The sequence below is a fragment of the Bradyrhizobium sp. 41S5 genome, from assembly GCF_011516665.3.
GTDB lineage: Bacteria > Pseudomonadota > Alphaproteobacteria > Rhizobiales > Xanthobacteraceae > Bradyrhizobium > Bradyrhizobium quebecense.
Window position 1 is genome coordinate 3,969,386 of record NZ_CP083721.1, and the last position, 12,033, is coordinate 3,981,418.

General features: G+C 65.2%; 11 protein-coding genes. 4 read left to right on the forward strand and 7 right to left on the reverse strand.

The window, feature by feature from the left end; genetic code table 11:
- Positions 1-2: 2 nt before the first annotated feature.
- From HAP47_RS18910 to HAP47_RS18925, 4 genes are read left to right on the forward strand one after another with little or no spacing between them, the layout of a single operon-like run.
- Positions 3-3,287 (forward strand): efflux RND transporter permease subunit, encoded by a 3,285-nt coding sequence (locus tag HAP47_RS18910; protein WP_173643320.1) that lies wholly within the window; start codon positions 3-5, stop codon positions 3,285-3,287.
- Positions 3,288-4,775: an efflux transporter outer membrane subunit gene (locus HAP47_RS18915; protein ID WP_210285396.1), complete on the forward strand. Its 1,488-nt coding sequence runs from the start codon at positions 3,288-3,290 to the stop codon at positions 4,773-4,775.
- A gap of 8 nt (positions 4,776-4,783) precedes the next feature.
- Positions 4,784-5,095: a hypothetical protein gene (locus HAP47_RS18920; protein ID WP_173643321.1), complete on the forward strand. Its 312-nt coding sequence runs from the start codon at positions 4,784-4,786 to the stop codon at positions 5,093-5,095.
- 11 nt (positions 5,096-5,106) lie between these two features.
- Positions 5,107-5,445, forward strand: a complete 339-nt coding sequence (locus HAP47_RS18925; protein WP_231168931.1) for a BA14K family protein — start codon at positions 5,107-5,109, stop codon at positions 5,443-5,445.
- Positions 5,446-5,470: 25 nt separating this feature from the next.
- Here the strand turns inward: HAP47_RS18925 and HAP47_RS18930 are convergent, their stop codons facing one another.
- The 7 genes from HAP47_RS18930 to aroQ all read right to left on the reverse strand — a co-directional run bounded on the left by HAP47_RS18930 (position 5,471) and on the right by aroQ (position 11,846).
- A complete protein-coding gene (locus HAP47_RS18930) occupies positions 5,471-6,268 on the reverse strand; it encodes a hypothetical protein (protein WP_176396308.1) in 798 nt (265 codons plus the stop codon).
- Positions 6,269-6,303: 35 nt separating this feature from the next.
- Positions 6,304-7,395, reverse strand: a complete 1,092-nt coding sequence (locus HAP47_RS18935) for a sensor histidine kinase (protein ID WP_173643324.1) — start codon at positions 7,393-7,395, stop codon at positions 6,304-6,306.
- Positions 7,392-7,832, reverse strand: a complete 441-nt coding sequence (locus HAP47_RS18940; RefSeq protein ID WP_173643325.1) for a response regulator — start codon at positions 7,830-7,832, stop codon at positions 7,392-7,394. The genes HAP47_RS18935 and HAP47_RS18940 overlap by 4 nt, the downstream gene beginning before the upstream one ends.
- Positions 7,829-9,355 (reverse strand): sensor histidine kinase, encoded by a 1,527-nt coding sequence (locus HAP47_RS18945; RefSeq protein WP_173643326.1) that lies wholly within the window; start codon positions 9,353-9,355, stop codon positions 7,829-7,831. Before HAP47_RS18945 ends, HAP47_RS18940 begins: the two co-directional genes overlap by 4 nt.
- A gap of 99 nt (positions 9,356-9,454) precedes the next feature.
- Positions 9,455-10,813 (reverse strand): acetyl-CoA carboxylase biotin carboxylase subunit, encoded by a 1,359-nt coding sequence (gene accC, locus HAP47_RS18950; protein WP_173643327.1) that lies wholly within the window; start codon positions 10,811-10,813, stop codon positions 9,455-9,457.
- 24 nt (positions 10,814-10,837) lie between these two features.
- Positions 10,838-11,332 (reverse strand): acetyl-CoA carboxylase biotin carboxyl carrier protein, encoded by a 495-nt coding sequence (gene accB, locus HAP47_RS18955; RefSeq protein ID WP_173643328.1) that lies wholly within the window; start codon positions 11,330-11,332, stop codon positions 10,838-10,840.
- Positions 11,333-11,384: 52 nt separating this feature from the next.
- Complete coding sequence (gene aroQ / locus HAP47_RS18960) at positions 11,385-11,846, reverse strand: type II 3-dehydroquinate dehydratase (RefSeq protein WP_173643329.1); 462 nt, start codon at positions 11,844-11,846, stop codon at positions 11,385-11,387.
- Positions 11,847-12,033 lie beyond the last annotated feature (187 nt).

Genomic DNA, 12,033 nt, shown 5'->3' on the forward strand with positions numbered 1-12,033 from the left:
CCATGAATCCGTCAACGCCCTTTATCCGCCGGCCGGTCGCAACCACGCTGTTGACGTTCGGGCTCGCGGCGGCCGGCATTGTGGCGTTCTTCAAGCTGCCGGTGTCGCCGCTGCCGCAGGTGGATTTTCCGACCATCTCGGTGCAGGCGACGCTGCCCGGCGCCAGCCCGCAGGATGTCGCGACCACGGTCGCAAGCCCGCTTGAGCGGCATCTCGGCCAGATCGCCGATGTGACGGAGATGACGTCGTCGAGCTCGGTCGGCTCGACCCGGATCACGCTGCAGTTCGGGCTGAACCGCGACATCAACGGCGCGGCGCGGGACGTGCAGGCCGCAATCAACGCGGCGCGGGCCGATCTGCCGACCAGCCTGCGCAGCAATCCGACCTACCGCAAGGTCAACCCGGCCGACGCGCCGATCCTGATCCTGACGCTGACGTCGGACACGCTGACCCGCGGCAATCTCTACGATGCCGCCTCCACGGTGCTGGCGCAGAAGCTGTCGCAGGTCGAGGGCATCGGTGAGGTCGTGGTCGGCGGCAGCTCGCTGCCCGCCGTGCGCGTCGATCTGATCCCGCAGGCGCTCTACAAATATGGTATCGGTCTCGAAGACGTCCGCGCGGCGCTGTCGAGCGCCAACGCCCACAGCCCCAAGGGCGGCATCGATGTCGGCGACCAGCGCTACCAGGTCTACGCCAACGACCAGGCCAACAAGGCCGACGACTACAGATCGCTGATCGTGGCCTACCGCAATGGCGCGCCGGTTCACCTCTCCGATGTCGGCGAGGTCGCCGATGGCGTCGAGAATCTGCGCAATGCCGGGCTCGCCAACGGCAAGCCGGCAGTGCTGCTCATCCTCTACCGCCAGCCGAACGCCAACATCATCAGTACCGTCGACCTGGTGAAGGGGTTGATGCCGCAATTGCAGGCCTCGGTGTCGCCAGCGATCGACATCGGCTTGGCGGTGGACCGCTCGACAACCATCCGCACCTCGCTCCGCGACGTCGAGCGGACGCTGGTTCTGGCGGTGATGCTGGTCATCATCGTGGTGTTCGCGTTCCTGCGCAATTTGCGCGCCACCTTCATTCCGGTGGTGGCGGTCTCGGTGTCACTGGTCGCAACCTTCGGGGCGATGTACCTGATCGGCTACAGCCTCGACAATCTGTCGCTGATGGCGCTGACGGTCGCGACCGGCTTCGTGGTCGATGATGCCATCGTCGTGCTGGAGAACGTCACCCGCTACATCGAGGAGGGCTTGAGCCCGCTCGAGGCGGCGCTGAAGGGCGCCAACGAGGTCGGCTTCACCGTGCTGTCGATGAGCATCTCGCTGATCGCGGTGTTCATCCCGATCCTGCTGATGGCCGGCATCGTCGGGCGGCTGTTCCGCGAATTCGCGATGACGATCTCGATCTCGATCCTGATCTCGCTCGCGGTCTCGCTGGCGACCACCCCGATGATGTGCGCCGTGCTGCTCAAGCCGGACCGTGGCGGCCACGGCCGGCTCTATTGGGCCAGCGAGCGCTTCTTCGAGGCGATGCTGAATTTCTATCGCAGGACGCTGACCGCGGCGCTGCAGCATCCGCTGTCGGTGATGCTGATCCTGGCGGCGGTGTTCGGTCTCAACTTCTATCTCTACGACGTGATCCCGAAGGGCTTCTTCCCGCAGCAGGATACCGGGCGGCTGGTCGGCTCGATCCAGGCCGACCAGAGCGTGTCGTTCCAGCTCATGCAGCAGAAGCTCGCGCAGTTCGTCGGCATCATCAAGCGCGATCCGGCGGTGGAGACGGTGGTCGGCTTCACCGGCGGCGGCCAGACCAATTCCGGTTTCGTGTTCGTCTCGCTGCGTCCGCTCGACCAGCGCAAGATCGGCGCCGACGGCGTGATCTCGCGGTTGCGGCGGGAGATGGCGGTGGTGCCCGGCGCCAGCCTGTTCCTGCAGGCGGTGCAGGACATCAGGGTCGGGGGCAGGGCCTCGAACGCACAGTATCAGTACACGCTGCAGGGATCGACGCTGGAGGAACTCAACGACTGGACGCCGAAGATCGCGGCGGCCTTGCAGCGCGACCCGAACCTTGCCGACGTCAACAGCGACCAGCAGAACAAGGGGCTGGAATCCGACCTCGTGATCGACCGTGATGCCGCGGCCCGGCTCGGCATCACCGTGAGCCAGATCGACAACACCCTCTACGACGCCTTCGGCCAGCGTCAGGTGTCGACGATCTATGTCGCGCGCAACCAGTACCACGTCATCATGGAGGTCGCGCCGCGCTACTGGCAGAACCCCGAGACGCTGAAGGACGTCTACATCAGCACGTCGGGCGGCTCGGTCGGCGGCTCGCAATCGACCAACGCGGTGGCGGGCACCGTCGTGGCGCCGGGAACCTCGAGCGCGGCCAGTTCGGCCAATGCCCAGGCCGCGCGCAACCAGGCCACCAATTCGATCGGCTCGACCGGGAAGGGCGTGGCCTCGACCGGATCGGCCGTCTCGACCAAGAGCGAGACCATGATCCCGCTGTCGGCGGTGGCGGCGTTCAAGCAGGGCGCGACGCCGCTTGCGGTCAATCACCAGGGCCTCCTGGTCGCCAACACCATCTCGTTCAACCTGCCGCCGAACGTGTCGCTGAGCACCGCGGTCAGCAGCATCGAGGCGACCATGAACCGGATCGGCGTCCCGGCCACGATCCGTGGCACATTCCAGGGCTCCGCCAAGGCGTTCCAGGATTCGCTCAGCAACCAGCCGTTCCTGATCCTGGCCGCGATCGTCACGATCTACATCGTGCTGGGCGTGCTCTATGAGAGCTACGTCCATCCGCTGACCATCTTGTCCACACTGCCCTCTGCAGGTGTGGGTGCCTTGCTGGCGCTGATGGCATTCAAGACCGAGTTCAGTATCATGGCGCTGATCGGCGTCATCCTGCTGATCGGCATTGTGAAGAAGAACGCCATCATGATGATCGACTTTGCGCTGGACGCGGAACGCAGGCGCGGGCTGGAGCCGCTCGAGGCGATCAAGGAGGCATGCCTGCTGCGCTTCCGTCCCATCATGATGACGACGATGGCCGCGCTGCTCGGCGCCGTGCCGCTCGCCATCGGGATGGGCGACGGCGGCGAGCTGCGGCAGCCGCTCGGCATCGCCATCGTCGGCGGCCTGATCCTGAGCCAGGTCCTGACGCTCTACACGACGCCGGTCATCTACCTCTATCTCGACCGGTTCCGCTTGTGGGCCCTGCGCGTCCGCCGCGGCGGCGCCATGCGGACGCCGGGCTCCTCACTTCAACCGGGCGAGTAAATGCCGACAGGTGCAGCGTTGCATAGTCTTCGAATATTGCGGAAACCGGTCCGGTTTCGCCGTGTGGCGGCGTTCGGCGGCCTCAGCCTTGGTCTGAGCCTTGGCCTGACCGGCTGCATTCCCGGGGTGGAGAAGCCCGAGCTCAGTCTCGAAGTGCCGGCGAGCTATCGCGCCGCCGCCAAGGGCGATGCCGACGCCGCCGTTCCGGCGCTCGCCTGGTGGCGCGGCTTCCGCTCGCCCGAGCTGACCGGGCTGATGGAATCCGCGCAGCTCTACAATCTCGATATCGCGGTGGCGATCGCCCAGATCGTGCAGGCCGACGCGCAGGCCGGCGTGTCCGGCGCCGCGCTGCTGCCGTCGATTTCGGGATCGGCTAATGCCGAGCGTCAGAAGGTCGCGACTGGATCGAGTTCGTCGCTCGGCGGGAGCAGCGGTACGTTCTCGCAGTACAGCCTTGGGCTGAGCGCGAGCTATATCGTCGATTTCTGGGGCAAGAACCGCGCGACGTTGTCGGCGTCGGAGGAGAGCGCGACGGTCGCCCGCTACAATCGCGAGGTGGTCGCGCTGACCACGATGGCGGCGGTGGCCAACACCTATTTCCAGGTGCTGGCGGCGCAGGACCAGATCAAGGCGACCCGGCGCAATCTGGCCGCGGCCGAGCGCATCCTGGCCTTGATCAAGTCGCAGTTCGCCGGCGGCACCGCCTCGCAGCTCGACCTGTCGCAGCAGGAGGCGCTGGTCGCCACGCAACGCGCGGCGATCCCGCCGCTCGAGGTGACGCTGGGGCAAAACACCGCCGCGCTCGCCCTCTTGGTGGCGCGCGCGCCGGCTGATTTCTCGGTGCGCGGCGGCAGCACCACGCAGATCTCGGTGCCGCGCATCACGCCGGGCATGCCGTCGGAATTGCTCTACCAGCGGCCTGACGTCCGTCAGGCCGAGGCGCAGCTCGCGTCCTCCAATTTCAGCGTCGACGCGGCGCGGGCGGCGTTCTTCCCGCAGATCCAGCTGACCGGCACCACGGGCTTCCAGAGCGCGGCGCTCGCCTCGCTGTTCGCGCCGGGCGCCTGGTACTACACGCTCGCCGCCGGGCTGACCCAGCCGCTGTTCGACGGCTTCCTGCTGGAGAGCCAGCTCAAGCTCGCCAAGGGCCAGCAATTGCAATACCTGCAGGCCTATCGCAGGGCGGTGCTGTCGGCCTTCGCCGATGTCGAGAAGGCGTTGATCGCGTTGCAGCAGTATACGCTGCAGGAGCGGCTGCAGTCCGACGTGGTGGCGAGCTCGCGCAAGGCGTTCGAGGTCTCCGAGACGCAGCTGCGCGGCGGCACGGTCAATCTCATCACGGTGCTGCAGACACAGCAGACGCTGTTCACGGCCGAACTCAACCTGATCTCGGTGCGGCTCAACAAGCTGCTGGCGGCAAGCAGCCTGTTCCAGGCGCTCGGCGGCGGCTGGACGCCGGCCGGCACGCTCGCGGCGGCAGTGCCATGAGGTCGGTCATGCAGCGGTTCGTCACACTCTTCGTCGTTATCCTCGTCATCGCGCTGGGCGCGCCGGCCGGCATGGCCCGTGCGCAGCAGCGGCCACCGAACAGCGTTCCGCTCGCCTTCGGCATGAGCGCCGACCAGGCCAGCCGGTCGCTCGGCGTTCCCCTCAACTATGTTCGCGGCACGCCGGGCAATGAATTGTTCGTCGCGCTGCCCAATGTCAGGGGCAGCGTACTGTCGAGGCGCAGCGACGGGCTTTATCTGCAATTCGGCAAGGGACGCCTGATCGCCTGGAAGGGCGATTGGGGGACCGTTCCGCAATGAGGGGCTTTGGCATGACCGCCATCAGAGCACTGATCGTCTGCGCCGCCATCGCGCTCGGCACGGCCGCTGCCTCGGCCCAGAACTTGGAGCCGCAACGGCCGCTGCGTTACGGCAGCACCGGCGGTGCGTATTTCGACGGCAGGAATGACGACCGCGATTTCCGCAGCAATGGCTCCTTTCCGGGCAGCTTTGCCGCCGATCCCTTCAGCGCGGGCTTCGGCGCGGACGGCCTGTTCGGCTCGACGCCGTGGCACTCGGCGCGGCCCTATCCGTCGCAGGTGATCTTCGGCGCGCGATGTCTGGATTGCCGTCCGTATCGCACGCGGCGGCACCGCGATCGGCCTGATTGAGAGGTTCGGGAAGCGGAACGCGCTTCTAGCTCTTGCGCAGAAGGTCGTCGATGATGCGCAGCTTCATCCAGCCGGCCTTGTCGATAATCTCCCTGCGCAGCGTGTCCTTTTCCATCTCGTATTGCTCGCGCGAGATGTCGCGGCCGCCGTTCGCGGTGATTCCGAATGTCTTGAGCAAGGCGTTGTGCCGCGCCTCCCACCCGATCACATGCTCGGTCATGACCTGCGTCACCGCCGGAAGGAAGCCGGGGTGGCCTGCCAGGCCGCATGCTTCCGTGGTCTGCGGATCTTCCGCCAGCATGATCACGTTCCACTCGTCGTAGCCGATCAGATCCAGTTGCGCGTAGAGAAACGCGCCATGCGGCCCGTCCCAGATCTTGTGGTCGATGACCAGGAACGGCAATGCGTGGCAGTGGCCGTGGCGCGCCGTCATGTCACGGTTGAAAATGTCGGTGCGCTCCTGCAGCCGTTGGTTGGCCGCGGCAAACACGGCGAGGCGATTGTCCGCCGCCGGCACGATGCTGGCGGCGTCGTCGGGTGCGAACCCCGCATCGCGCAGCATCGGCCCGATCCGCGGATCTTCCCACTGCCTCTTGTGAAAGGCGGGGGCCGCGCCGTCGGCACCCGGTGCCGGACGCAAGGGCTCCTTGAGATCGCCCAACGTCGCCTGCTTCTTTCCAAAAACCACCCTGCGCTCGAACATCGCGTGCCGTTCCTGCCAAGCTGGGGGAAAAGCATGGCAAGCAATGCCCAGATTTGTCTTAACCCGGTCAGGGCCAGCGACTCCGATCGAACAACAGGGTGACGCGGCCGTTAAGCCCAACGCGAAAATTCGATCGATCCGCCACCATCAGCGGCCTAACTGGCGGCAGCGCTTGTCGATTTCGCCGGCGCCGGGGTGACGCGGGCGAACCGCACCACGAAGCGGGTGCCCTTGTGGCTGGGGTCGCGCTCGACGCTGGCGTCGAGCTTGACGGCCATCGCGGCGACGATGCGCTGGCCCATGCCGGTGCCGCGTGGATCGGTCTTGTCGGAGAAACCCACGCCTTCGTCGCTGATCGCAAGCTCCAAATCGTCCGCGTGCGGCTTCAGCTCGACATGGATCGGGCCGGCGCCGTCGGGATAGGCGTACTTCACGGCGTTCATCACCAGCTCGTTGACGATGATGCCGATCGCGACCGCGCGGTCGGGATCGATCTCGACCGGGTCGGCCTTCAGCGTCAGCCGGGACATCTTGTTGCCTTCGGCCGATCGCCTGAGATCTTCGAGCAACGCCTCCAGATACTGGTTGAGCATCACCGTCTTGAAGTCGTGCGAGGTGTAGAGGCGGCGATGCACCTGCGCGACGGCAGCGACGCGGCCCATCGCATTGGTGAGCGCCGCCTTGACATCCTGCTGGGTCGAGGAATTGGCTTGCAGATGCAGCAGCGAGGCAATGATTTGCAGCGAATTGCCGACGCGATGGTTGACCTCGCGCAGCAGAACCTCGCGCTCGGCGGCGAGCGCGGCGTAGCGGTCGCGCGAGGCGTGCACCTCGGCCTCGGCCTCGTCGCGTGCCCTCTGGATCGCGGCCCGCCGGATCGCGCCGTTCACCGCAACCTGAAGCAGGGGGATGAATTCACCCCTGACGTCCTTGACCAGATAGTCCGCCGCGCCGGCCTTCAGCGCGGTGACGGCGATCGCCGAATCCTGCGAGGCGGTGACGAACACCACCGGCGGTGCGTCCGCAATCTTGAGAATCTGCTCCAGTGTCTCCAGCCCATCGAGGCCGGGCATGTACTGGTCGAGCGCGACGACGTCGATGCCGCCCTGGGCGAGCCGCTCGAGGCCTTCCTGGCCGCTTGCGGCATGCACCACCTTGTAGCCCGCGCGCGTCAGCCCGCGTTCGACCAGGCGCGCCAGCGCCGGGTCGTCGTCGATATAGAGCAGTGTCGGCGTTGCGCTGGTCATAGAGAAGCTGGCGGCACCTGAATTACGGAAAAGAACAGGCCAAGCTGGCGAATGGCGTTGGCAAAGCTTTCGTAGTTCACCGGCTTGGTGATGTAGACGTTGCAGCCGAGTTCGTAGCAACGCTTGATCTCATGGGAATCGTCGGTGGTGGTCAGCACGACCACCGGCGTCGACTTGAGATGCTTGTTTTCCTTGACCCGCTTCAGAATGTCGATGCCGGTCATGTCAGGCAGATTGAGATCAAGCAGGATGAGCAGGGCCTGGCCCATGCGCTCAACCGCGCTGCCATCCTTGCCGAAAAGGTAGTTCACGGCATCTGTACCGTTGGTGAACGGGACGATCTCATTGTTGACACCTGAGCGCCGGATATTCCGCTCAATCAGGCGGGCATGGCCCTCGTCGTCCTCGATCATGATGATGGTGACTGGATCGCTCATGATTCTTTATCCCGATTCTTGCCTGACCAATTGATGGGCAGCGTGATCGTGAACGTGCTGCCGTTGTGAAGTTCCGATGCTACCGACATGGTGCCGCCCAGTCTGCGCACAAGTGCGCGGACATGGGCAAGCCCGATACCCTGACCGGGCTTGTCCTGGGTCCCGGCACGGCGGAACAGATCGAAGATGCGCTGGTGGTCTTTCGGATCAATGCCGCGGCCATTGTCGGTCACTTCGAAGATCGCAAAACCCAGCTTGGTGCGGCCCTCGATCGAAATCTCGCCGGGGACTCCGTCCTTGAGGTACTTGAGTGCATTGTCGATCAGGTTGGAGAAGATCTGCTCCAGCGCGAGGCGGTCGCTGACGATATTCGGCAAAGCGCCGACCTCGACGGTCGCATTGGCCTCGGCCGCCTGATGCGCGACCGTCTTGACGATGCCGTCGATCAACTCGCGGACGTCGATCCGCTCCAGCTTGAACTCGCGGCGGCCCTCGCGCGTGAGATTGAGGATCGCGCTGATCAGGCGGTCCATCTTTGCGATCGACGATTTGATGAAGCCGAGCGATTCGCTGAAATCCTCGGATAGCTGCTTGTCGGAGCCTTCGAGCTCGGGCTCGGCCACGTCGGTCGCGTCTTCCATCGCCGGCGCCAGCGATGCGGTGCGATTGAGCGTGGCGATGCGCTTGAAGATGTCGCCGCGCAATTCCTCCAGCTCGCTGGTGAAGCCCATGATGTTGACCAGCGGCGAGCGCAGGTCGTGGCTGACGATATAGGCGAAGCGCTGGATTTCCTCGTTGGCCTCGCGCAGGTCGGCGGTCCGTTCGTCGACGATGGTTTCGAGATTGAGGTTGCTGTCGCGCAGCTTGGCCTCGGCCTCGTCGCGCGCCCGCGACGATTGCCGCAGCAGCACGAGCGAGAGGGCGGCGAGCGCCAGCACCATGCAGGAGCCGGCGATGGTGACGGAGGAGGCGAGCACCTGGCTCCTGTCCGCGGTCGCGGTGCGCGTCGCCAGCAGCCGATCCTCCTCGGTGCGCATGTCGCGGCCGATCCGGGCGATCGCTTCCAGCGCGTCAGTCGATGTGCTCTTGCGCAGGGCGTCGATGCTGGTCGCGCTGTCATTGTTGTTGACGCGCTCGTTGCTGAGGGTGAACTCCGCCAGCCGCTGCTCGACGGCGGCTTTCAGCTTCGCGGCATTGGCGACCTGCGCCGGATTGTCGACGGTCATCATCTGGAGATGGCCGAGCGCGGCCGGGAGCCCTGCCGCGGCCGACTGGTACTCGGAGAGGTATTGTGGCGCGGACGTCAGCAGATACGCCCTGGTCGCGCTTTCGGCGCGCCTGACGTCAAGCAGCAGGTTGGCAACCTGGCTCTCGACCTCGACGGTATGGACGACCCAGGCGTTGTCCTGGCGTGCCTTGTTGACCAGCAGGACCGACGCCACGCTGACCGCGACCAGCACGAAAAATCCCGCCGAGAGCAGCAGGATCTGTAACGTGGACCGGCGTCGTGAAACTGGTGTCACGACGGTCTCTTCGCAGGAGTGGGATTCAATGCGTCCCCGTCGAAAGCCAATAACCCTGTATTACGTTTGAACAGGGGCTGGGTTCCACAAAGTTCCAAACTATTTCGGGGCATCGGACGGCTGGCCGGCGAGATATTGCTCCAGCCAGTGGATGTGATAGTCGCCCTCGATGATGTCGGGCTCGCGCACCAACGCGCGGAACAGCGGCAGCGTCGTCTCGATGCCGTCGACCACCATTTCGTCCAGCGCCCGGCGCAGCCGCATCAGGCATTCGCCGCGGGTCTTGCCGTGCACGATCAGCTTGCCGACCAGCGAGTCGTAGTAGGGCGGAATCACGTAGCCCTGATAGACGGCGGAATCGATCCGCACGCCGAGACCGCCAGGCGGATGGAATTGCGTGATCCGCCCGGGCGAGGGACGGAAGGTCTGCGGGTTCTCCGCATTGATGCGGCACTCGATGGCGTGGCCGATGATCGCGATGTCGCTCTGCTTGGCCGGAAGCTCGCCGCCGGCGGCAATCCGGATCTGCTCGAGCACCAGATCGATGTCGGTGATGCTTTCGGTGACGGGATGCTCGACCTGGATGCGCGTGTTCATTTCGATGAAATAGAACTCGCCGTCCTCGTAGAGGAATTCGATGGTGCCGACGCCGAGATACTTCATGTCCCGCATCGCCTTGGCGCAGGTCTCGCCGATCCTGGCGCGCGCGGCCGCCCCAAGCACGGGCGAGGGGCCTTCCTCCCAGACCTTCTGGTGACGGCGCTGCAGCGAGCAGTCACGCTCGCCGAGATGGATGGCGCCGCCGCGGCCGTCGCCGAGAATCTGGATCTCGATGTGGCGCGGCTTCTGCAGGTATTTCTCCAGGTAGACCGAGGCGTCGCCGAACGCGGACTTGGCTTCGTTGGCCGCGGTCGTCAGCGCCAGCGCGAGGTCGGCCTCGGTGTGGGCGACCTTCATGCCGCGGCCGCCGCCGCCGGCCGCTGCCTTCACCAGCACCGGGAAGCCGATCTCCTTGGCGATCGCCATGGCATCGTCGTCCGCCGTCACTGCGCCGTCCGAGCCGGGCACCACGGGGATGCCGAGGCGCTTGGCGGTCTTCTTGGCTTCGATCTTGTCGCCCATCAGGCGGATGTGCTCGGCCTTCGGCCCGATGAAACCCAGATTGTGGTCGGCGAGGATCTCGGCGAAGCGCGCATTCTCGGACAGGAAGCCGTAGCCGGGATGCACGGCGTCGGCGCCGGTAATCTCGCAGGCGGCCAGCAGCGCCGGGATGTTGAGATAGGAATCCTTCGACGGCGGCGGCCCGATGCAGACGCTCTCGTCGGCGAGGCGCACATGCATGGCGTCGGCGTCGGCGGTGGAATGCACCGCGACGGTGGAGATGCCGAGCTCCTTGCACGCCCGGAGCACGCGAAGCGCGATCTCGCCACGATTGGCTATGAGGATCTTGTCGAACATCGCAGCGCCTGACGTTGACGGAAGCTATTCAATGATGACGAGTGGCTCGCCGAATTCTACCGGCTGGCCGTCCTCGACGAGGATCTGCGTCACGGTGCCGGCGCGCGGCGACGGGATCTGGTTCATCGTCTTCATCGCCTCGATGATCAGAAGCGTCTGGCCGGCCGTGACCTTGGTGCCGACTTCAATGAACGGCTTGGCGCCAGGTTCCGGAGCCCAATAGGCGGTGCCGACCATCGGCGAGGGCACGACACCCGGGTGCTTCGCCATGTCGGTGGCGGCAGCGGCGGCAGCCGGCACCGCCGCCGGGGCGGTGACTGCGTGCGCGGCTGACGGCACGGAGGCGGCGATGCTGATATTGCGGGCGACCCGGACGCGCAGGCCGGCGCGCTCGATCTCGATCTCGGTGAGGTTGGTCTCAGCAAGCAGCAGCGCGAGCTCGCGAATGAGGACGCTGTCGTCGTTCTTGGAGTCGTTCTTGGACTTTGCGGCTGATTTGTCGTCTGGCTGGCGCGCCATGTTGTTTGATCCGAAATCTCTGTCTGGTGACGGGGAACGTCAGGATTGACGATTAAGTCTTTGCCTTCGCACCGATCCTGGTGGCGAGGCCGATGATCGCAAGCCGGTAGCCGTCGATGCCGAAGCCGCAAAGCGACGCGAAGGCGGCTTTAGCAGTGAACGAGTGGTCCCGGAAGCTCTCGCGGGCGTGGATGTTGCTGACATGGACCTCGACGGCGGGGATATTGACCGCAACCAGTGCGTCATGCAGCGCGATCGAGGTATGGGAGTAGCCGCCGGCGTTGATGATGATGCCGACCGCCTTCTTGGCGTGGGCCTCATGGATGAAGTCGATCAGTTCGCCCTCGCGGTTGGACTGCCGGCAATCGGCGGTCAACCCGAACTGGCGCGCGGTGTCCGCGCACAGCTTCTCGACGTCGGCGAGGGTGGCATGGCCGTACGTCTCCGGCTCGCGCGTCCCCAACAGGTTGAGGTTCGGGCCGTTCAGCACATAGATCGTTCCGGCAGCAGCCATTTCCAAAAAGATTCCTGCCAAGGGTTCCGAAGGGGAAAGTGGGCCGGGTTATAGGTAACAACCGGCCGCAGGGGAAGTCTTTAGGTGAAATCGGAACGTCTTCAACAGCTTCCTCCGCCCTGTTAGATAGCTGCCGTAACCTACGGAAATTGCTGATTAACCAAATCTGGCGGAAGCCGCCCCTCGG